This is a genomic window from Actinomadura sp. KC06 (genome assembly GCF_004348735.1).
Classification (GTDB): Bacteria; Actinomycetota; Actinomycetes; order Streptosporangiales; family Streptosporangiaceae; genus Spirillospora.
The window spans coordinates 17,409-38,955 of record NZ_SMKT01000009.1; the positions used below are offsets into that span (position 1 = coordinate 17,409).

At 70.9% G+C, this 21,547-nt stretch carries 19 protein-coding genes; 9 read left to right on the plus strand and 10 right to left on the minus strand.

The features are described 5' to 3' along the window. Positions 1-10 precede the first annotated feature (10 nt). Positions 11-241 (minus strand): hypothetical protein, encoded by a 231-nt coding sequence (locus E1287_RS05070; RefSeq protein WP_131963639.1) that lies wholly within the window; start codon positions 239-241, stop codon positions 11-13. Positions 242-519: 278 nt separating this feature from the next. Between E1287_RS05070 and E1287_RS05075 the strand changes: the two genes are divergently transcribed. From E1287_RS05075 to E1287_RS05085, 3 genes are all read left to right on the plus strand, one after another. Continuing rightward, complete coding sequence (locus E1287_RS05075; RefSeq protein WP_207934027.1) at positions 520-2,319, plus strand: alkyl sulfatase dimerization domain-containing protein; 1,800 nt, start codon at positions 520-522, stop codon at positions 2,317-2,319. Positions 2,320-2,358: 39 nt separating this feature from the next. Beyond that, entirely contained in the window at positions 2,359-3,357 is a 999-nt protein-coding gene (locus E1287_RS05080; protein ID WP_243718639.1) for a DUF389 domain-containing protein, read from the plus strand. Between the two features lie 651 nt (positions 3,358-4,008). After that, on the plus strand, positions 4,009-5,346 hold the full coding sequence (locus tag E1287_RS05085; RefSeq protein ID WP_207934019.1) for a hypothetical protein: 1,338 nt from the start codon (positions 4,009-4,011) through the stop codon (positions 5,344-5,346). Positions 5,347-5,553: 207 nt separating this feature from the next. Here the strand turns inward: E1287_RS05085 and E1287_RS05090 are convergent, their stop codons facing one another. Then, complete coding sequence (locus tag E1287_RS05090; RefSeq protein ID WP_165968886.1) at positions 5,554-6,792, minus strand: serine/threonine-protein kinase; 1,239 nt, start codon at positions 6,790-6,792, stop codon at positions 5,554-5,556. 184 nt (positions 6,793-6,976) lie between these two features. On the opposite strand from E1287_RS05090, the gene E1287_RS05095 reads away from it, so the two are divergent. From E1287_RS05095 to E1287_RS05110, 4 genes are all read left to right on the plus strand, one after another. Then, on the plus strand, positions 6,977-7,516 hold the full coding sequence (locus E1287_RS05095) for a toxin-antitoxin system HicB family antitoxin (protein WP_131963642.1): 540 nt from the start codon (positions 6,977-6,979) through the stop codon (positions 7,514-7,516). Positions 7,517-7,595: 79 nt separating this feature from the next. Beyond that, positions 7,596-8,453, plus strand: a complete 858-nt coding sequence (locus E1287_RS05100; RefSeq protein ID WP_165968887.1) for a DUF4097 family beta strand repeat-containing protein — start codon at positions 7,596-7,598, stop codon at positions 8,451-8,453. Positions 8,454-8,484: 31 nt separating this feature from the next. Further along, positions 8,485-9,465, plus strand: coding sequence for an ATP-binding cassette domain-containing protein (locus E1287_RS05105; protein WP_131963644.1), 981 nt, complete (start codon positions 8,485-8,487; stop codon positions 9,463-9,465). Further along, positions 9,462-10,265, plus strand: coding sequence for an ABC transporter permease (locus E1287_RS05110; RefSeq protein WP_131963645.1), 804 nt, complete (start codon positions 9,462-9,464; stop codon positions 10,263-10,265). Before E1287_RS05105 ends, E1287_RS05110 begins: the two co-directional genes overlap by 4 nt. Positions 10,266-10,333: 68 nt before the next feature. Here E1287_RS05110 and E1287_RS05115 read toward each other — a convergent pair whose 3' ends face one another. Together E1287_RS05115 and E1287_RS05120 are read right to left on the minus strand one after the other, a co-directional pair. After that, positions 10,334-11,317, minus strand: coding sequence for an NAD(P)-dependent alcohol dehydrogenase (locus E1287_RS05115; RefSeq protein ID WP_131963646.1), 984 nt, complete (start codon positions 11,315-11,317; stop codon positions 10,334-10,336). A gap of 141 nt (positions 11,318-11,458) precedes the next feature. Next, on the minus strand, positions 11,459-12,175 hold the full coding sequence (locus E1287_RS05120) for a TetR/AcrR family transcriptional regulator (RefSeq protein ID WP_207934020.1): 717 nt from the start codon (positions 12,173-12,175) through the stop codon (positions 11,459-11,461). 175 nt (positions 12,176-12,350) lie between these two features. On the opposite strand from E1287_RS05120, the gene E1287_RS05125 reads away from it, so the two are divergent. Beyond that, positions 12,351-13,475 carry a DUF6461 domain-containing protein gene (locus E1287_RS05125; protein WP_131963647.1) on the plus strand — a complete coding sequence of 375 codons (1,125 nt, stop codon included), beginning with the start codon at positions 12,351-12,353 and terminating at the stop codon, positions 13,473-13,475. Here the strand turns inward: E1287_RS05125 and E1287_RS05130 are convergent. The 4 genes from E1287_RS05130 to E1287_RS05145 all read right to left on the minus strand — a co-directional run bounded on the left by E1287_RS05130 (position 13,472) and on the right by E1287_RS05145 (position 16,931). Continuing rightward, positions 13,472-14,143: a family 16 glycoside hydrolase gene (locus tag E1287_RS05130; protein WP_207934021.1), complete on the minus strand. Its 672-nt coding sequence runs from the start codon at positions 14,141-14,143 to the stop codon at positions 13,472-13,474. The two genes, E1287_RS05125 and E1287_RS05130, sit on opposite strands and share 4 nt — an antisense overlap. A 22-nt stretch (positions 14,144-14,165) precedes the next feature. Further along, positions 14,166-15,302 (minus strand): UDP-N-acetylglucosamine 2-epimerase (non-hydrolyzing), encoded by a 1,137-nt coding sequence (gene wecB, locus E1287_RS05135; protein ID WP_207934022.1) that lies wholly within the window; start codon positions 15,300-15,302, stop codon positions 14,166-14,168. 160 nt (positions 15,303-15,462) lie between these two features. Continuing rightward, positions 15,463-16,710, minus strand: coding sequence for a glycosyltransferase family 2 protein (locus tag E1287_RS05140; protein ID WP_131963648.1), 1,248 nt, complete (start codon positions 16,708-16,710; stop codon positions 15,463-15,465). Further along, on the minus strand, positions 16,707-16,931 hold the full coding sequence (locus E1287_RS05145) for a hypothetical protein (RefSeq protein ID WP_131963649.1): 225 nt from the start codon (positions 16,929-16,931) through the stop codon (positions 16,707-16,709). Before E1287_RS05145 ends, E1287_RS05140 begins: the two co-directional genes overlap by 4 nt. 279 nt (positions 16,932-17,210) lie before the next feature. On the opposite strand from E1287_RS05145, the gene E1287_RS05150 reads away from it, so the two are divergent. After that, complete coding sequence (locus E1287_RS05150; RefSeq protein WP_131963650.1) at positions 17,211-19,019, plus strand: polysaccharide deacetylase family protein; 1,809 nt, start codon at positions 17,211-17,213, stop codon at positions 19,017-19,019. Positions 19,020-19,059: 40 nt separating this feature from the next. Here the strand turns inward: E1287_RS05150 and E1287_RS05155 are convergent, their stop codons facing one another. Further along, entirely contained in the window at positions 19,060-20,148 is a 1,089-nt protein-coding gene (locus E1287_RS05155) for a hypothetical protein (protein WP_131963651.1), read from the minus strand. A gap of 66 nt (positions 20,149-20,214) precedes the next feature. After that, positions 20,215-21,480 (minus strand): S8 family peptidase, encoded by a 1,266-nt coding sequence (locus E1287_RS05160; protein ID WP_131963652.1) that lies wholly within the window; start codon positions 21,478-21,480, stop codon positions 20,215-20,217. Positions 21,481-21,547: the final 67 nt, after the last annotated feature.

The window sequence follows — 21,547 nt, forward strand, 5'->3', positions numbered from 1 at the left end:
GACGGGGTTGTCAGGTCTGGTTTTGTTCGGCTTCGAGTTCGGCTGCGAGGGCCGATCGTTCGGCCTGATGGCGGGCGAAGAGGTCGGCGCTGAAGGCGGTCCATGCGGCGTCCTGCTCCGGGGTCATCTCGGCTCCGGTGACCTCGGACTCGACGTCCGGATGGGCTTCGAGGAATTTCGCGAAGAGCTGACCCATCTCCATGCTGTGGCGCCGGCTGAGCCGGATGCGTCGGGGGTCCATCGGGCCATCCTCGCAGAGCGCCGGCCGGTCGCAAGGGGGGCGCCCGGCGGCTCCGGAGAGGAGCCGCCGGGCGCGGGTCCGGGACGTGGGTCAGGCGGGCTGTGGTGCGCGGGCGGCCTTGACCGCCTCGCGGAGGTGGGCCTCCTCGTCGGACGACAGCGACGCCGCGCCGCCCGGCGTTCACGATCTTTTGCCCTTCGCTGGTCGTGATCCGCCGCCCGGTGGGGGAAATGCTCGGGTACTGACGAATTCACTCCGGGGGAGTAGCTGTGAGCGCCATGCCGTCGATGGACGACCGGACCGATTTCGAGAACGCCGACAAGGGCTTCGTCGGCTCGGCGTCGCAGGCGAAGATCAAGGACGCGTCCGGCAAGGTCGTCTGGGACCTGGACGCCTACGCCTTCCTCGACGGCCCGTGCCCGGAGACCGCGAACCCGAGCCTGTGGCGGCAGTCGCAGCTCACCGCCAAGCACGGCCTCTACCAGGTGACCGACGGCATTTACCAGGTCCGCGGGTTCGACCTGTCGAACGTCTCGTTCGTGGAGGGCGACGCCGGCGTCATCGTCGTCGACCCGCTGCTGTCCAGCGAATGCGCGGCGGCGGCGCTGGCGCTGTACCGGGAGCACCGGGGGGACAGGCCGGTGACCGCGGTCATCTACAGCCATTCGCACGCCGACCATTTCGGCGGCGTCAGGGGAGTGGTGCCGGACGGCGCCGACATCCCCGTCATCGCCCCGGCCGGGTTCCTGGAGAGCGCCGTGGCCGAGAACGTCTACGCCGGGACGGCGATGAACCGGCGGGCCGTTTTCATGTACGGGACGGTCCTGCCCAGGCACGCCGCCGGCCAGATCGGCGCGGGCCTCGGGCCGAACACGTCCATCGGCACCATCTCGCTGATCGAGCCGACCCTGCTCATCACCGAGACCGGCCAGGAGGAGACGGTCGACGGCGTCCGGATCGTCTTCCAGCTGACCCCCGGCACCGAGGCGCCCGCGGAGATGAACTTCTACTTCCCCGGACGGCGGGCGCTGTGCATGGCCGAGAACGCCACCCACAACCTGCACAACGTCCTGACGCTGCGCGGCGCGCTGGTGCGCGACCCGCGGGTGTGGGCCCGCTACCTCACCGAGGCGATCGAGCTGTTCGCCGACCAGTCGGACGTGCTGTTCGCCTCCCACCACTGGCCGACCTGGGGCACCCGCGAGCTCACCCGTTTCCTGCACGAGCAGCGCGACCTGTACGCCTACCTTCACGACCAGACGCTGCGGATGCTCAACCAGGGCTACACCGGCATCGAGATCGCCGAGATGATCCGGCTTCCGCCCGCGCTGGAGCAGGCGTGGCACGCTCGCGGCTACTACGGCTCGGTCTCCCACAACGTCAAGGCCATCTACCAGCGCTACATGGGTTGGTTCGACGGCAATCCCGCGCATCTGTGGGAGCTGCCTCCCGAGGAGTCGGCGAGGAAGCACGTCGAATTCATGGGCGGCGCCGAGATCGTCCTGCCCAAGGCCAGGGCCGCCTTCGAGGCGGGCGAGACGCGCTGGGCCGCGCAGGTCCTGAACTACGTCGTCTTCGCCGACCCTGGGAACACCGAGGCCCGCGAACTTCTCGCCCGGGTCTACGACCGGCTCGGGCAGGGCAGCGAGAACGGCACCTGGCGGAGCTACTACCTGCAGGGCGCCGCCGAACTGCGCGGCGACAAGCCCGCCGGGGTGCTCGACACCACGTCCCAGGACGTCCTCATGGCGCTCAGCATCGAGCAGGTCTTCGACTCCATCGCCATCCGCGTCGACGGCCCGCGCGCCTGGGAGCACCGCCTCACCATCGACTGGAATTTCACCGATCTCAAGGAGGAGGTCAGGCTCGGCCTGGCCAACGGCGTCCTCACGCAGACCCGCGCCCACGACGGCACCCAGGCCGACCTCACGCTGACGCTGACGAAGCCGCAACTGCTCCGCCTGGTCGCCACCCAGGATCTCGGCGACATCCAGATCGACGGCGACCCCCGGGCGCTCACCACGCTGATGGGCCTGCTGGACGACGTCGACCCCGACTTCGACATCGTCACCCCGTGACCCTGGCCTTCCAGGCTTGATGCCGAGTCTTCCCGGCCCGTGCGCGTGCTGACGCAGGTGCGGGAGCTGCTGGTGCCGGCGGTGCGGCGGCGGACGCCGACGGAGCTGAGCGCCGAGCTGGACCTGCGATCGGGCGGCGAGGCGAGCCTGTCGGCGTACTGGACGATGCTCGTCCTGTCGGCGGTGATCGCGGCGGCGGGCGTGCTGGCGGACTCGACGGCGACGGTCATCGGCGCCATGATCATCGCGCCGCTGTCCACGCCCATCATGGGAATGGCGCTCGGCCTGGTCAACCGGACCAGGACCGGCGCGGGCGTGTTCGTCCTCGGCGGGGTCGCGGCGGTCGTCGCCGTCGGGCTGGTGGCGTCGCTGGCCGTACCGCGGACGTACGAGCTGCTGTCCAACAGCCAGATCTCCGGCCGGACCTCGCCGGGGCTGGCCGACCTGATCGCCGCGCTGGCGACGGGGCTGGCCGGCGCCGTCGCCCTCGCCCGCCGCGACGTCGCGGCCGTCCTGCCCGGCGTCGCGATCGCGATCTCGCTCGTGCCGCCGCTGGTCGTGGCGGGCGTGTGCCTCGGGGACGGGGCGCCGGTCCTCGCGCTCGGCGCGATGGTGCTGTTCCTGTCGAACCTGCTGTCGCTCGTCCTGGCGGGGACGTTCGTCTTCGCCGCGCTCGGCTACCTGGACGCCCCGCCCCGCGGCCGGACGCGCTCCCGGGCCACCCTGGCGCTCAGCGGGCTCGGGCTGCTCGTCGTCGTCCCGCTGACCCTCAGCACCGCCGCGAACTACCTGTTCGCCGCCTGGGAGGACCGGGTGGAGCAGGTCGCCGCCGAGTGGCTGGAAGCCGAGCCCGGCGCCACCGTCACAAGCGTCAGGACGGAATCGCGGACGTTCCACGTCTCCGTCCGCACGCCCTCCGGCCTGCCGCCGCTCCAGGACCTGCTGGCCCGCCTGGACGGGGCCGTCCCCGGCGGCTCGCACGTGGTGGTCGAGACGACCCAGGGCCGCACGATCGAGGCGGGGAGCGTGGGACGCTGACCGCCGCGCGGCGGCTCAGGTTCCGTCCGCGCGCTCGAAGTCGTCGACGGCGTCGGCGACCCGGTGGTACAGCCGGCCGGGGCCGATGCGCCCTCCTCGGCCTCCAGCGTGCGCGAGGTCAGGACGGTGCCCGCGTACTCACCCAGTCGATCACCGTCGGGTCGAGCGCGTCCCGCACCGCCGCGATGGACGCCACCGGGTCCCGCAGCTAGATCTCCGCCGTCTGCACAACGGGGCGCTCACCCTCCTCCTCGTCCTGGTGTTCGGCCTCCTCTTCACCGCCAGGGGCTTGAGCCACCTGCTCGCCTGAGCCCTTCGATGACGATCAGATGATCAACTATTTGTTTCTTCCCGGGGGAGGCCGCCGCCTTTTCCGAGCATGCCAAGGGTGATGGCCGGCCTTTTCATCCGGGGGAACGCATGCATTGTCGACGCACGGGCGGACGCCGTGTTCTGGTCGGATTCACCGCTCTGGCCGTCGCGGCCGTCATGGCCGGTTCGTCACCCGCCGCCACGGCGATGGCGCAGGACGCGCCGGACGAAGCGGTCGAGGCCTACCTGGATCAGGTCCGCGACGAGCCCGGCCGCCTGAGCGTGTTCGTCAGGGAACTGCCCAAGGGCGGCGACCTGCACACCCACCTCTCCGGTGCGGTGGCGACCGGCTGGCTGATCGACAAGGCCGCCGCCGACGGGCTGTGCATCGATCAGAACGACACCGCCGTCGCCCCGCCGTGCGAGGACGGCGCCCGACCCGCCGCCGACACACGAACCGACCGGGCCTTCTACGACCGCGTCATGCGCGCATGGTCGATGAAGGGATTCACGGCGAAAACCGAGGAATCCGGGCACGATCACTTCTTCGCCGCTTTTGCCAAATTCGGCGCGGCCACCGGGCAGAAGGGCGCCATGCTCGCCGCCGTCGCTTCCGAGGCGGCGAAACAGAACGTCTCCTACCTGGAACCCCTGATCAGCCGGCAGAGCGGAGCGATGAAGGACCTCGCCTCCGACCTCGGCTGGACCGAGGACCTCCCCGCGATGGCCGCCAAGATCACCGGCGCTCCGGGCTTCGACCGCATCGTGGAGAAGGCGGCCGCGGAGACCGACGCCGACATCGCCGAGATGCGGCGGCTCCTGGGCTGCGGTGCCGACCGTCCCGACCCCGGTTGCCGCATGGCCGTGCGCATCGATCACCAGGTCAACCGCATCGGGGAGCCCTCGGTGGTCTTCGCCAACCTGGTGCTTGGCGCCGTCCTGGCCGAACGCGATCCCAACGTGGTCGGGATGAACCTGGTAGCGCCCGAAGACGAGCCAAAGGCGATCAAGGAATACAGCCGGCAGATGCGGATGGTCGGTTACCTGCGCCGCACTCACCCCGCCGCACACGTCACATTGCACGCCGGAGAACTCACGCCCCGTTTCGCCGGGCCGGACGCGCTGAAATCGCACATCCAGGAAGCCGTCACCGTCGCGAGGGCGGAACGCATCGGCCACGGTGTCGACATCGCGGGCGAGACCGGCTCCGCCGAGACGCTGAAGACCATGGCGGACAGGCACATCCTGGTCGAGATCAACCTGACGAGCAATTGCCAGATTCTGAGGGTGTGCGGGGCACGGCATCCCTTCACCCTCTACCGGGCCCACAACGTGCCCGTCACCCTCTCCACCGACGATCAGGGAATCGAGCACACCGATCTGACCCATGAGTACCTGCGCGCACTACGTGACTTCCACCTCACGTACTCCGACCTGAAAACCCTCGCACGTGCATCACTGGAGCATGCGTTCATCCAAGGCCGCAGCCTCTGGCGTTCCCGCGACGTCCACCAGCTCGACGAGGCATGCCACCAGTCTGAAATCGAGGAGTCCCAGCCGGGACCGGCTTGCGCCTCGCTCTTGAGGTCCAGCCCCAAAGCCCAACTGCAATGGCGGCAGGAGATCGCCTTCCATCACTTCGAGCAGCGCTACGGCGCGTCCGGCCCGGCCAGATAGGCGGTCCGCCACGGCTTCGACGTCGTCGAGCCCCATGTGCCCGACCTTGCCCTGCCCTGGAAACGAGGTGTCGACGGCCATAGCGACGCTGCCGGCCGCGAGTTTCTCCACCGACGGACAATGGACGGTGTCGCCGGTATAACCGAATCGAGCGCCGGACTCGTCCACGATGGAGTAGCCCAGCGCGGGGACACACTCTGTCTCCGATTACGCGAGCAGTACCGCGTTCCATAGCGCCCAGGTAAGGCTCAGGGGGAGAAAGACGGCCAGGAAGACCGTCCGGACGATCCGGAAGGGTGGCCGGCCCGGGCCCGTCCAGCGGTAGAACGTCGCGGCGAGGCCGAGGATCAGCGCGACCAGGGCGGCGGCGACGGTGCCGACGAGGTAGGCGCCCACCCAGCCGCCTTCCCGGATGTACATGCTGCAACCGAAGGCGATGCCGCCGAGCCCGGCCGCCAGGAAGCAGGTCCCCGCGACCAGGCGTTCGACGTAAACCGTCCGGGGCGCTGGAGCCATCACGGATGTGGGCGGCGCTGCACGCAAGGTCGGCGCGGGGGCCGGTGCGGGTGCCGGTGGCGCGAGTGTGGACGCGGCGTTCAGCAGGGCCAGGACGCTGTCGACGGTCGGGCGGTCCTCGGGCCGCTTGGCGAGGACGGCGGTGATGAGCGAGGCGAGAACAGGGTCCGCGTGCCGCATGGGCGGGGGATCCTGCATCGCGACGGCGGCCATCGTGGCGGTGGCGGTGTCGCGGCGGAACGGGGAGACGCCTTCCACGGCCCTGTACAGAGTCACCCCCAGCGAGAAGAGGTCGCCGGCGGCGTGGTCGTGGACGCCGTTGAGGCGTTCGGGGGCCATGTACTCGGCGGAGCCGATCACCCCGCCGGACGCGGTGAGGCGCGTGTCGGTCTCGTGGACGGCGATGCCGAAGTCGGTCAGGAAGACCTGGCCGTCGTCGGTGAGCATCACGTTCGCCGGTTTGATGTCGCGGTGCACGATCCCGGCGGCATGTGCGGCTTTGAGCGCTTTGAGCAGCGCGGTGGCCATCTCGGCCACGAACGCGGCGGGCAGCGGCCCGTGTGTGCGCAGGCGCTCCTCCAGGGAGCACCCGTCGACGAAGCGCATCACGATCCAGGGGGTGCCGTCCTCGACCACCACGTCGTGGACCGCGACAACGTGCGGGTTGTCGCGCAGGCGGGCCGCGTTGCGGGCCTCCCGCGTCGCGCGGACCACGCGCCGGTGATGCTCCTCCTCCGACCCCGACTGCTGCGGCAGCCACACCTCCTTCACCGCGACCTGGACGCCGAGCGCCTCGTCATGCGCCTTCCATACGCGTCCGAACCCGCCGGTCCCCAGCGTTTCGACCAGCCGGTACCGTCCACCGACGGTCCGCCCCGGCTCCGCCTGCACTCCCAACGCCCCGCCGCCCCGTTCCGCTGCCAGGTTCACTGCCCGTAGTCCGGCAAGAGCGTACGAGGACTGCCAACCGGGTGCAATACAGCACTGAAACCCCCTGGCGCGCACCTTCCCAGCTGCAGGTTTGTGGCTTGTGCGGGACGTGACGCCATCGCCGCGTCAGAGTGACGTCAGATTGGCATTTGACGTGACGTCATTCTGACGCCATACTTGTGGCATGGAGCTGATGCCGTACGTGGAGAACCTTCGCCGCGAACTCGTCGTGGCCGCCGAGGCGGGCGGGCCGGACGCTCGTGCGCTGGCCGAGCGCCTGACCGGTGTCCTGGAGTCGGCGACGCGGCTCGCGCTGCTGGAGGCGCTGTCGGCCGCGGCGGACGAGATCACCAGCGAGCTCGCCCCGGGTTCGGTCGACGTGCGGCTGCGCGGCGGCGACCCGGCCTTCGTGGTGACGCCGCCGCAGCCGGCACCGGAGAGCGCGGTCGGCGGCGGGACGGAGACCGCCTGGGAAACGCCGCCCGCCGGGCCGCCCGCCGGGCCGCCGGCCGGGGAGGAGGGCGGGACGGCGCGGATGACCCTCCGGCTGCCCGAGCACCTCAAGGTGCGGGTGGAGGAGGCGGCGAACCGGCAGGGGATCTCGGTCAACGCCTGGCTGGTCCGCGCCGTCTCCGCCGCATGCGAGGCCGGCGCCGGGAGCGGTCCCGCCGCCCGGCCGCAGCAGACCCAAAGCGGGCGCAGCTACACCGGCTGGGTGCGTTAGCGGCACCCGCCAGACCCCATCACTCATCGCCCGGCCCGCGGCCGGGATGTTCCACCGGACCCATGAGGAGGGCTCCGCCATGCCAACTTTCGACACACCTGAGCCGATCGTCGCCGATATCGACGTCTTCGTCGGCCAGGTCCACATCCACGCCACCGACCGCGCCGACACCGTGGTTGAGGTGCGGCCCAGCGACCCGTCCAACGAGGCGTGCGTGCAGACCGCCGAGCGGACGGTCGTCGAGTTCTCCGGCGGACGGGTGCGGGTCAGGAGCCCGCGGCCCAAGGGCCTCGGGTACCTGCGGTCCTGGCGCGGGTCCATCGAGGTGACCGTCGAGCTGCCCACCGGGTCCGGTGTCGAGGCCGGGGTCGCCGCGGGAGGCATGGCGGGCTTCGTCGCCACGGGCGTCCTCGGCCGGACGGTCCTGCACAGCTCGAACGGCGACCTGCGCTTGGAGGAGACCGGTCCGCTGGAGGCCAGGACGTCCATCGGCGAGATCTCCGTGGACCGGGTGACCGGGCCCGTTGAAGTGACCGGGTCCGTCGCTGCGATCCGGATCGGGACCGTCGACGGGCCCGGCACGGTGAAGAACTCCACCGGCGCCATCAGCCTCGGCGAGGTGACCGGCGACCTGCAGCTGAAGACCGGCACCGGGGACATCACCGTCGACCGCGTGCTCGCCGGCCTGACCGCCAAGTCCGCGCACGGCCGGATCCGGATCGGCGCGGCGGTGAACGGCAACGTCCAGGTGGAGGGCGGCCACGGGAAGGTCGGCATCGGCATCCCCGAGGGCACGGCCGCCCTGCTCGACCTGCACTCCAAGAACGGCGTGGTGCGCAACACCCTGACCGCCGCCGACGGACCCGAGACCACCGACGCCGTCGTCGAGGTGCACGCCCACACCAACTGGGGCGACATCGACGTCCACCGGTCCTGACCCCCGCAAACTCCCAGGAAGGAGACCCCCCATGAGTGACGCGATCACCGCCGAAGGACTGGTCAAGAGGTACGGCGAGGTGACCGCCCTGGACGAGCTGAGCTTCTCCGTCCCGCAGGGGACGGTGCTCGCCCTGCTCGGGCCGAACGGCGCCGGGAAGACCACCACGGTTAGAGTTCTGACCACATTGCTGCGCCCTGACGGCGGCCGTGCGACCGTCGCCGGATTCGACGTCGTCCGCGACGCCCGGCGGCTGCGCGCGCAGATCGGGCTGTCCGGCCAGTACGCCGCCGTGGACGAGCACCTCACCGGCGCCGAGAACCTGGAGATGGTCGGACGCCTCTACCACCTGGGCGCCAAGCGCAGCAAAGCCCGCGCCCGCGAACTGCTCGAACGCTTCGACCTCACCGGCGCCGCCGACCGTCCGGTGAAGGGCTACTCCGGCGGCATGCGCCGCCGCATCGACCTCGCGGGCGCGCTGGTCGCCGACCCGCCGGTCCTTTTCCTGGACGAACCCACCACGGGCCTCGACCCCCGCGCCCGCGCCGCGCTGTGGGAGACCATCTCCGAACTCGTCGCCGGCGGCAGCACGCTGCTGCTGACCACGCAGTACATGGAGGAGGCCGACCGCCTCGCCGACCAGATCCTGGTGGTCGACCACGGCCGCGCCATCGCCCGCGGCACCGCCGACGAGCTCAAGGACCAGGTCGGCGGCAACCGCATCGAGCTGACCGTGAGCGACGCCGCCGAGCTGGAGACCGCCCGGGAGACGCTCGGCTGGGTCGCCGTCGGCGCGATGCGGACCGTCCCGGAATCGCTGCAGATCACCGTCCCGGTCACCGACGGGCCCGAGGCGCTCCGCCAGGTCCTCGGCCGGCTCGCCGACGCAGGCGTCCGGGTGCGGGACGCCGGCCTGCGGCGGCCCACCCTCGACGACGTCTACCTCACCCTGACCGGGCACAAGACGCCCGGCCCCGGCACCGACCCGCAGGCCGAGGAGGCCGCCCGATGAACGCCATCACCATGCCCATCGCCGACGGCTGGACGATCGCCAAGCGCAACACCCTGAAGATCCGGCGTCAGCCGGACCTGCTCAGCGGCACCATCATGCTCCCGATCGTGCTCATCCTGCTGTTCGCCTACGTCTTCGGCAGCGTCATCGACGTCCCGGGGATGTCGTACAAGGAGTTCCTGCTTCCCGGCATCTTCGTCCAAGCCGTGATCATGGGCGCGCAGACCACCGGCTACACGCTGACACTGGATCTGCAGAAGGGCATTTTCGACCGGTTCCGCTCGCTGCCGATGGCGCCGTCCGCGGTGCTGATCGGGCAGACCGTCAGCGACGTGCTGATGAACCTCGCCGGCCTCGTCGTCATGGCGGGGATGGGGCTGATCGTCGGCTGGCGGGTGCATTCCTCGCCGTACGAGGCCGTCCTCGGCTTCGCGCTGCTGCTGCTCTTCGCCTACGCGTTCTCCTGGTTCACCGCGACCGTCGCGCTGGCCCTGCGCACTCCGGAGAACTTCAACAACATCGCGACCATGGTCTCCTTCCCGCTGATGTTCGTCTCCAACGCCTTCCTCGACAGCTCCAGGCTGCCCACGCCGTTGCGCGTCGTCGCCGACTGGAATCCCGTCTCCGCGTTCACCCAGGCGGCACGGGAGCTGTTCGGCAACACCAGCACCGCGATGAAGACCTCGGACGCCTGGCCCATCCAGCACGCCGTCCCGGCGTCGCTGCTCTGGATCGCCCTCATCCTGCTCGTGTTCGTCCCGCTGGCGACTCGCCTCTACAAGAAGGCGGTCAGCGCCTGACCACCGCCATAACCGCACAGGCGCCCCGATCCCTGGGGCGCCTTCGGCGTGCCCGGCCGGCCGGGTGGTCAGAAGGTGATGGCGACCTTGCCTCGTGCGTGGCGCTGCTCGATGTAGCGCAGTGCCTCGGGGATCTGGTCGAACGGGTACGTCCGGTCGATGACGGGTGTGAGCCGGTCCTTTTCGATGAGGTCGGCCAGGAAGCCCAGGTCCGTGGAATTGGGCTTCCAGTGGACGGTGCCGATGCGCTGGCTGACGAACGGGGACGTCAATGCCCCGCGGTACCCCTGCGCCGCCGGGCCGAGCAGGCCTCCGCGGCCCGGGTCGATGCCGCCCACGATCACGAGCGTCCCGCGAGAGGTAAGGGCGCGCCGCAGTCGGCCCAGTGAGCGGTTGCCCACGATGTCGATGAGCAGGTCGTAGCGTCCCTCCCGCTCTGTGAAGTCTTCGCGGGTGTAGTCGACGGCGTCGTCCGCGCCGAGGGAGCGGACCAGTTCGAGGTTGCGGGTACTGCACACTCCGGTGACCTCGGCTCCGAACGCCTTGGCGAGCTGGACGGCGAACGTGCCGATCCCGCCGGACGCCCCGTTGACGAGGACGCGCTGCCCGGCGGCGATCTTCCCGACGTCCCGCAGCCCCTGAAGCGCGGTGATGCCGGCCATCGACACCGACGCCGCCTGCTCGAAGCCGAGGCGAGCGGGCTTGACGGCGAGCCTGTCCTGCGGGACGGCGGCCAGCTCGGCGAACGAGCCCAGCCGGACCTCCCCGAAGACCTCGTCGCCGACCCGCAGTCCGGTCACGTCGTCGCCCACCCGCTCGACCACCCCGGCCAGGTCGGCGCCCAGGACGAGGCCCGGTTTCGGCCGCCGCAGGCCGACGACGAGCCGCACCAGCTTCGGGTCGGCCGCCACATGGCGCCAGTCGTAGGGGTTGACGGACGCCGCCCGCACCCGGACGAGCACCTCGTCGCGGGCGATGCCGGGTTCGTCGACGTCTTTCAGGGCCAGCACGTCGTCCGGGGGGCCGTAGCGGTCCCAGCTCCAGGCTTTCATCGGCTCTTCCTTCCGGCGGGCGACGCCGTCCGTCGTACGGCGTAAGGTAGTCATACGCCGTAAGGTTATCGTACGGCGTAAGGGAGTCAAGGCCCGCCGGGAAAGTGAGGGCTCAACTGGCGCCATGAGGACAGGCGGGGGTCACGAAGCGGCGGTGCGGCGCCGTTCCAGCCCTTCGAGGATCAGGTCGAGCGCGAACTCGAACTCGAACTGGTCGTCGCAGAAGCCGAGGGTGCCGTCCGGATCGTCGTGGACGGCGTCCGCCAGCATCCCGACGATGTTGGGAAACCGGTCCGCCATCTGATCCATGATCGCGTCGGCCCCCTCAGCAGGGGCCTGGGCGCCGTCGGGTGAGAACAGTTCCTGCGTGAAACCCAGGGCGCGGCTGCCCAGGACGTGCAGCGCCCGGTGCGCCAGGTCGTAGGAGAACCCGCCCGCGCGGAGGACGCCGACGACATGGTCGTAGTAAGCGATGACGAGCGGGCTCGTAACGGAACGGCTTTCGAGGACCTGCGGGGCCCAGCGGTGGCGCAGGAACACGTCCCGCGCCGCGAGGATCTGCGCGCGCAGCGCGGCCTGCCAATCCTCCTCCGGGGGCGGGGCGTCGACGTCCTCCACCGCCGCCATGACCTCCCCGAGAATCACCTCGACGACGCCGTCGAACACGGCCTCCTTGTTGGCGACGTGGTGGTACAGCGACATCGCCTCGACCCCGACCTCCTGCGCGAGCCGGCGCATGGTCAGCGAGCCGAGGCCGTCGCGGTCGGCGAGCGCCACGGCCGCGCGCAGCACCCGCCTCCGGCTCAGCGGAACGCGGGGCTGCTCGGTCACCTCGTCGGCGTCGGCCCGTGGGGTCATGGATGGATCTTCCTCCCGGCGCACTCTACCCGTACACGGTAAGCCTGCCCGCTCCGAGCCGGTGCCGTCCGGCGTCCGGCCGATGGGCAGGCCATTCGCCCGACTCACCGTCCTTTGTCGCAGGACGCTGCCATGATTCTCGGGCCATGCCACCGACGACCCAGCGGAGGAGCCCATGCTCAAGGTGACGCACGACGGCGTGGAGTGGATCGACGGCGACGGCGGCGGGCCGCTCGGCGAGATCTTCTGTCTCACCTTCCTCAAGGGGGTCGATGAGACCGAGGCGCTGTCGCGTCTGGGCGGGCTGCCGGACACGCTGCGTCCCCGCACCCTGGAGGAGGCGGGCGAGGCGTTCACGTCGTACGAGGCGGGCTATGCGGAGTTCGCGTTCGCGCTGAACCTCGGCGACTGGACGGTGCTGATCGAGCCCAACGGCTTCCAGGGCTCGCTCGAAGAGCCGCTGACGGCGCTTTCCCGGGGCACCGAGGCGGTGGCGGTGCAGCGGCACGATTACGCCGACCATGCCTTCCGCTACGCCGTCGACGGCACGCTGGTCACCGCCTTCGAGCCCACCTGGCCCGATCATCGCTGGGGGAGCGAGCCCGACCGGCTGCTCGGGCAGATGCGCGCGGTGGGCCTGGACCTGGCCGCCTACGACGAGGGCGACGACGAGGACGACGAATATGGCGATGAAGGCGACTACGTGCCCAGCGCCTACGTCCCGGCGCTGCTGCTGGCGGGCCTGATCACCGGCGCCGTCCCGCATCCGGACGCCCTGGCCGGAGAACTGCCCTGCGCCGAGATCGAACCGTGGTTCAGCGCCGCTTCGCCCCGGCGGACCCACGGCCCCACCGACCCCGCCATGATCGCCGCCCTCCAGGCCGCCCCGCCGGACGTGCTCCGCGCCGTCGCCGCCCGCGAGACGATGCGCCTGGCCTCCGTCCTCGGCCTGGACGCGACTCCCGGCCTGGCGGAGGCGGTCGCCGCGGCCGAGCGCGGCGAGCCGGTCACCGTCTCACCCGGCTCCGAGCTCGGCACGCACGTCCGCTCCTGGCTGCGGCGCGCACGCCAGGCGGGCGGATCGCTCAACGACCCGTTCGCCCGTACCAACCTGAGCGACGACGAGCGGACCGCCGCCAACATGCTGGGCTGGTTCACCGACGCGCTGAACGCCGCGCTGTGGCCCGACCCGCGCGCGGCGGCCCGCGCCGTGCTCCGTCCGCTCACCCAGGGCCCTCCCGAGCTCCGCGACCCCGCCGAGGAGACCGCCGTCCTGCACACCCTCCGCGGCGGCGCCTAGGGACGGGGCCTGACGGAGATCTCGCGGAATTCGACCTCCGCGTCCTCGGTGTAGAGGCCGACGGAGCCACCCGTGTACGGGCGTTCCGCGTCGGTGAACTCGGTCACCGGCCGTCCGTCCACCCGGACGGACATGGTGGCACCGCGCTGGACGACGCTGACCCTGTACCACCGGCCGATGGCGAAGGAGCGCTCGCCGGTGGCGAGGAAGCGCTGGCCTCCCCGGTAGGCGGGATCGCGTTTGCCCAGCTCCCAGCCCGTGGGCTTCAGGATGAAGTAGTAGAAGTGGTGCTCGTCGGAGTAGGCCCAGACGATCCACGCGGCCTCCCACGGGTTGGGGGCCTGGTCGCGCAACTGGGCGACGGTCCGGGCGCGCACGTGGAAGTCCATATGCCCGTACCGCGCCTGGGAGACGACCAGGCCCGCGTGCGTCTCCGCCGGATCGGTGGCCGGTTTCGGACGCAGCGAGATGACCCCGCCCCGGGAGCCGTTCACGCCGTGGCCGTCGAACACCGCCCGCCAGGGGCCGTGGACGGTGCCGTCCCGCCACCGGACGAACCTGTCCCCGCCCCGGTCGAGCACGGCGGTCACGGCGGCGACGGTGAGCAGGGCCGCCAGGGCCAACGCTGGCGACCACCGGAAGACGCGGGGCATGGCGGAGGGCGACATGGTCGACATCATGCGGCAAGGCTCAGTCCCGTGCCGTGCGACGCACGGCGTCCGTCCGGAGGCAGTCGCGGACCAGCGCGTCGACGATCCGCTCGGCCGCCCGGCCGTCGCCGAACGGGGAGACCGCGCGGGCCATCCGGTCGCGTTCCGCGGGGTCGTCCAGGAGCCGGGACGCCGCGGCGTAGACCTCGCCGGGGTCGGTCCCGACGAGCCGCGCCACACCGGCGTCGATCGCCTCGGGACGTTCGGTGGTGGTCCGCAGGACGAGCACGGGCTTGCCCAGGCTGGGGGCCTCCTCCTGCACGCCCCCGGAGTCGGTGAGGACGAGGTCGCAGGCGGCGAGCGTCGCGGTGAAGTCGGCATAGCCGAGCGGCTCGCAGATCGTGACGCCGGGATGCCCGGACAGGCCGGGGAGCAGGGCCTCGCGCACCGCCGGGCTCTTGTGGAGCGGCAGCAGCACCTCGCAGTCGCCCCGGTCGGCCAGCCGGCGGACGGCCCCCGCGAGCCCGCGCATCCCGCCGCCCTGGTTCTCACGGCGGTGCAGGGTCACGAGGATCCGCTTGCCCGAGGTGCGGAACGCCGCCTCGCCCACGCCCTGGCGGAGCATCCAGTGGAGGTTGTCGATGACGGTGTTCCCGGTCGTGCGGACGTCCGGCCCCGCGATCCCCTCGGCGCGCAGGCAGGCCGCGGCGCGTTCGGTCGGCGCGAAGTGCCAGCGGGCGATGCGGGCGATCAGCCGCCGGTTCAGTTCCTCGGGGAACGGGTTGTACAGGTTGCCGGTGCGCAGCCCTGCCTCGACGTGGGCGACGGGGACCTGCTCGTAGGACGCGGCGAGCGCGCCGCACAGCGCGGTGGTGGTGTCGCCCTGGACGACCACGACGTCCGGACGCTCGGCGCGGAGGACCGCGTCGAGCGCGGTGACCAGCCGTCCGGTGAGCCCGGACAGCCGCTGCCGGTCGCGCATCACGGCGAGGTCGGCGTGCGCCTTGACGTCGAGGGCCGCCAGCATCGGCGCGAGCATCTCCCGGTGCTGGCCGCTGCTCACCACGAACGGCTCGCAGAGCGGGGAGGCGTCCATCGCGCGGACGACGGGGGCGAGCTTGATCGCCTCGGGCCGGGTACCGAGGACGATCATGGCCCGGACCGGAGGTTCGGTCACGACGTTCCGCGGCCGGTTCCGTGCGGGGTCACGCTGGGGGAGAACAGCCATGGTCTCTGCTCCTCGCAGGCATGGTCGGATGACGCGGCGCCCGGATGCGGAGGACGCCGCGCGGCGGAAGGTCGGGGTGGGGTTTCGCCTAGGAAGGCCGGGGGCCTACCTAGGTCCGTGCGGTCTTGAGCCAGGTGTGCCTGCCCGTGAGGACTCGGCCGACGGCCCACCAGCCGGACACGAACCAGACGTAGCCGTAGATCACATAGAGGTGCCCGAGCAGCAGCGAGTACGGCCTGCTCACCGGCTCACGCTTGCGGTAGACGAACGCGTAGGCGGCCGCGAGGCCGAAGGTCATGACGTAGAACCAGGGCAGCCACCACAGGGACAGGGTGCTGTTCCCGGTCCGGATCGAGGCGACGGCCGTGTCGCCGAGCATGAGGGCGAACGAGATCGGCAGCAGCGAGGTGAGCAGCAGCAGCGCCGGGCTCGACAGGTGGTACAGCAGGTCCGCCGCAGGACGCGGCGCGATCTTGCGCAGGATCAGCGGCGCCAGGCGCGACGCCTGGATGTGCCCCTGGAACCAGCGGGACCGCTGCCGGAGCAGCCGCCCCACGGTGAGGACCGCCTGCTGGTGGACGGCGGCGGTGCCGCAGTACGCGTTGGTCCACCCGGCCGCGATCAGGCGGACGCCGAGGTCGAGGTCCTCGGTGAGGCAGTCGCTCCACGGCCTGCCGGGCAGCGAGCGCAGCGCGGCGAGCCGCATGAACTGGCCGTTGCCGCCCATCCCGACGCTGCCGAGATGCCGCCGGGCGTTCTGGAAGATCTCGCCGTAGACGACGAATTCCATGTCCTGCAGCCGGGCGAGAAGACGGTTGTGGCGGTTGTACATGCGCACGCCCACCTGGACCGCGCCAACGCCGGGATCGTTGAAGAAAGGGTCGACCTGCTCGGCCGCGTGGTGATCGAGGCGTCCGTCGGCGTCCACCACGCAAATGATGACGTCGCGCGGATCCCGCCCGTCCAGGACGCTCGTTTCGGACAGCCATTCGAGTCCGGCGTTGAGCGCCGCGCCTTTTCCTTTGCGGGCGTCCGGAAATTTGCGCCGGTAGAGGTGGATTCGGCCGGGTGTGGACGCCGCCGCCGCGGTGACGATTTGGGCCGTTCCATCGTCGGACGCGTCGTCCACGACGAGGACCATAAAGTCGTCCAGCGGGAGATCGGCGAGGCGCGCCAGGCTTTCGCCGATCACTTTTTCCTCGTTCAGGCACGCGAGCATGAAGACATAGGTTCGCTCCCTTCCCGTCTCGCGCGGATGCGGCGTCCGGCGCTGGGACAGCACGAACATTCCGCTGTTGTACGAGACGGCCAGCACGATGATCGCCAGGCTGCCGGCCACCGCGAGCTGGCCGATCATGGCCACTCCCGGGTGCGCCGAGCACTTACACCGGCCGCGGCGCGAATCCGCACCCCGGCGAGGAAAAGGCCGAATGCGGCCACGCAGTACAACCCGAAACCGATTCCGGTTATCTGCAGAAAGATTCGTGCTACCTGCATGACAGGCGTCTCTTCCGGTGCCGCCACGATGCCGGTGAAGGCGAGAAGGACGCCGATGGACGACTTTATGTACACCGCCATATACCCCCGTTTCCGCGCATGCCTGCGAGCGGAAGGCCGCGTTCTCCGTAGCTCCCCTACGACGGATGCGGGACCCTCCGCGGTGTTCCACTCCGGGACTCGTCAACTGTTCCTCGCGAACGGTACCCCGAAGTAAAGTCCTGTCAAAGTCGAGAAGATGGAAAAGCCGCGGATCGGCCGGATCGCGCCAACGCCGCATCGATTTCCACGGGCGCGGCGCGAAATTTCGCCCAGTGTGCGGAGTTTTTCACTCTTCGTTGAGGACGTGGAGGCAGTTCCATGACCATGAAATGGCGCAGCCGAAAAGGGGCTGTCCTGCTGGCGGTGGTGACCGCGCTGGCCGTGCCCGGAACGGCGGCCGCCGAGGCGGGCCGGACCGTCCAGGCGGGCCGGACCGTCCAGGCAGGGCCGCTCTCCCTCGGACGCCCGGCGTCCGCGCTGAAGCTGAAGGAGTGGGCCCAGGCACAGAGGGCGGCCGAGCGGCGCCGGCAGGCGAAGCCACCGGCGATCCGTCCGCTCAAGGGGCTCAGGCTCACCCCGCCCGCCAAGCCCGCAGTGCCCGCGCCGCGGAAGGCCGCTGACGCCTCGGCCCTCGTGCTCTACGACACGGCGGGCCCGTACGGGTTCCTCGGCGAGCTGTACGGGATGGCCACCGCGAACCTCGCAGGCCACTTCGGCACCGTCTCGGCCAAGCCCGTCCAGCAGTACACCGCCGGGGAGGTCGAGCAGCACACCGCCACCATCTACGTCGGCTCGACCTACTACGGCGGCTCCATCCCCGACGCCATCCCGGACGCGTTCTACGCCGACGTGGCCGGGACCGCCAAGCCCGTCGTGTGGATGAACGACAACATCTGGACGCTGGCCGGCAAGGTCGGCGTGCCCGCCTTCACCCGGAAGTACGGGTGGGACCCGACCCGGTCGTCCTTCGAGCCGGTCGGGAACGTGACCCGGGTCGACTACAAGAACCAGCCGCTGACCCGCACCATCCCGGCGGGAGCGGACGGCGGCATCCTGCGTCCCGCCATCACCGACCCGGCGGCGGTGACCACCCTCGCGACGGCCCAGGACGCCAGCACGACCCCGGCGACGGCCTTCCCGTGGGCGATCAGGTCAGCCAACCTGACCTACCTCGGCGAGATCCCCTACGCCTACACCAACGAGACCGACCGGATCATCGCCTGGCACGACCTGCTCTTCGACGCCCTCGCCCCGGACACGCCCGCCCGGCACCGCGCCGTGCTGCGGCTGGAGGACATCAGCCCGGCGAGCGACCCGGCCGAGCTGATGGCCGTCGCGCAGTACCTGGCCTCGCAGAACATCCCGTACGCGTTCCAGGTGATCCCCGTCTACACCGACCCGAAGGGCGTCTACAACGACGGCGTCCCGGAGACCATCACGCTGGCCCAGCGGCCGCAGGTCGTCGACGCCCTGAAATACATGGCCGCCAACGGCGGACGGATCGTGGCGCACGGCTACACCCACCAGTACCAGGACGTCCAGAACCCCTACACCGGCGTGACGGGCGACGACTTCGAGTTCTTCCGCGCGCACATCGACGCGAACGACTCCGTCATCCTCGACGGCCCCGTCCCGGAGGACTCCCTTGCCTGGGCGTCCCAGCGGATCACCACGGGCAAGGCCCTGTACGCACCGGCCGGGCTGCCCACGCCCGACATCTGGACGACCCCGCACTACGCGGGTTCAGCCCTCTCCTACGAGGCCGTCAAGCAGTCCTACGGCGCGCGGCTGGAGCGCAGCCTGTACTTCGCGGGCCAGCTCTCCGGCGGCCCCATCGACGGGCAGCGGTACATCGGCCAGTTCTTCCCGTACCCGGTCCGTGACATCGGCGGGGCGACCGTCCTGCCGGAGAACCTCGGGAACTACGAGCCCGAACCGGCGAACAACCACGCGGCGCGGCTCCCCGCCGACATCGTCCGGGCGGCCCGGTACAACCTCGCGGTGCGGGACGGCTTCGCGAGCACCTTCTACCACCCGTACTTTGGGACGGGCCCGCTCACGGAGATCGTGACCGGCATCCGGGACCTCGGCTACACCTTCGTCGACCCGGCGAGCATCGTTCCGTAAGGGGGCCGCGGATCCTTCGGCGCTACCTCCTTGCTGGGCGTCACCTGGGGCGCCACCAGCGCCGGAGGATCCGCTCCGCGGGCTTGCCGTGCGGCGAGTACGAGAGGCTCGGAGGGGTCTCGGCCGCGCCCGGCCAGTCGTCCCACATCCACCAATGGACGCCCGCCCACCACGATCGGCCGGTGCAGCTCGTCAGCAGGGCCTCGTAGGCGGCGGCCTGCTCCGCGGCTCCGTCCGCCTTGCTGATGTTCCAGGACCATGGCTCGGTCGTGGACCCTCGCTGGCTCACGTACCCGGCCTCGGTGAACAGGACCCTACGTCCCTGGCGCTCGGAGAAGCGTCCGACCCGCTGCAGGATCGGCGTCCACGCGCGGCGCAGCGCGGCGACGTCGGTGGTGGGACGGTCGGCCAGCGGCCAGTAGGCGTCGATCCCGATCAGGTCTAGGACGTCCCAGAACGCCACCTGCTCGTACTCGTCGAAGTTGGCGGCGTAGACGAGCGTCCCGTGGAATTTCGCGCGCACCGTCTGGACGATGGCCAGCCAGGGGCGCCGGTCGCCCGACAGCCCGGCGAGCTCGGTGCCCACGGACAACTCGTCCACGCCGGTCTCCCGTGCCAGGTCGGCGTAGTGGCCGATGAAGCGCGAGTAGGCGGCGTACCAGCGGCGTGCGTCCCGTGGCTTGATTTCGGCCCGGTCCTTGTCGCCGGGCAGGTCCACGTGTGGTTTCAGCAGGACGCGGAGCCCTGCCCGCTGCGCCAGACGAACGATGTGCCGCACGCTAGCGTCGCTTGCCGTCTCCTCCGTGCGGTGCATCTCGGCGTCCTGCGGCGACCGCTGGTACCAGGTGGGGTTGAGCTGTATCCAGGTCGCGCCAGTCGCGGCGATCGCCGCGACATAGGCACCCGCCTGCGGACCGGCGTAGTCGCCGGAGTCCCAGGACGGCAAAGCGATCCCGTACTGGCGCCCGGCTTGCCCCGGCGCCGTCGAGCGGCTCACCGACTCCTCCGGGCCCGCGTCGCCGAACATGGAGCACGAAGTGGCCGCGGACAGGGCGACGGCGAACAGCGCCGTCGCCCGCAGTCCCCGACTTCGGGCCGAAGGCCCGTCCGCGTTCCTCACTCGCTCCATTCCAGCCGACCTGGCCACGCGCCGCGAGCGAGGCGCTCACCTTGGCCGGAATGCGACAGGCCGGTACTAGCGGGTTTGGCCGAGTGTTCCCAGTGCGGTGACGTTCAGCAGGAGGTTCGGGGAGCCGCTGCCGGGGTTGGAGATGACACCGCGCTGTGCCGCGTTGACCACCGCGTTCCGCGCCTCCAGCGGCGTCGCGTTCGGGTGGGTCTCCATGTAGATCGCGAGCGCCCCGGCCGCGTGCGGCGTCGCCATCGACGTCCCGCCCAGCACCGTCGAGCCGGTGTCGGACCCGTTGTCCGCCGAGATGATGTCGCCGCCCGGCGCGAACAGGTCGAGGCAGCGGCCGTAGTTGGAGAAGAAGGACACCCAGTCGCCCTCGTCCGTCGACCCGAGCGTGACGGCCTCGGACACGTCGCCGGGCGCGTCGCAGCCGTTCCTGGAGTCGTTGCCGGCCGCGATCGCGAACTGGATGCCCGCGCGGATCGCGCCCCTCGTCGCCTCGCGGAACGCCTCCGGCTCGGGGGCGGGCGGGTCGGAGGCGATGCTCATGTTGCCCACGGCCGGCTTCTGGGCGTTCTTCGCCACCCACTCCAGGCCCTGGATGGCGAGCCGGTCGGGGGAGTAGCCGTCGCAGTCCAGGACCCGCACCGCGACGATCTTGGCGTCCTTGGCGACGCCGTACTCCTTGCCGCCCACGGTGCCTGCCACGTGGGTGCCGTGGCCGTGGCAGTCCTGAGCGGTGGTGTCCTTGTCGACGAAGTCGTAGCCGTCGACGGCCCTGCCCTCGAACGTCCGGTGGCTGATGCGGACTCCGGTGTCCAGGACGTAGACGCTGACGCCGGTGCCCGCCCCCGGGTAGTTGTAGACGCGGTCCTGCTTGCCGTCGACACGGTCCGTGCCCCAACTCGGGGGATTGGGCTGCGTGCCGCCTCCGGCCGCCGTGCGGACCATCACCGACTTCTGCACGTACCGCACCGCCGGATCCGCGGCCAGGCGGCGGGCCTGCGCGGGGGTCATGTCGGCGGCGAAGCCGCGCAGCACTGCGCTGAAGACGCCCTGCACCGAGCCGCCATAACGGCTGGCTAGATCCTGCGCCTGGGCGGCCACCGGGGCGTCGGCTCCGGGCGCGAGGGACGTCGCGCCCTTCAGCGCGACGATGTACTGACCGTCGACCGTGCCGGGGGAGTCCGCGTTGATCACGTTCCCCTCGGCGGCATTCGCCGGAGCGACGAGACCGCCGACGCCGCCGGCGCTGAGCAGCGCGGCGACCGCGATCAGAACCGGGCGCCAGGCCCTAGGCCGTTTCTGGATCTTCCTGACCGTACCCATCGTGGTTTCGCCTCCGTACCCGTGGCGCGGGCGGCCGGGAGCTGGGCCGCCGGGCCATAACACTAGG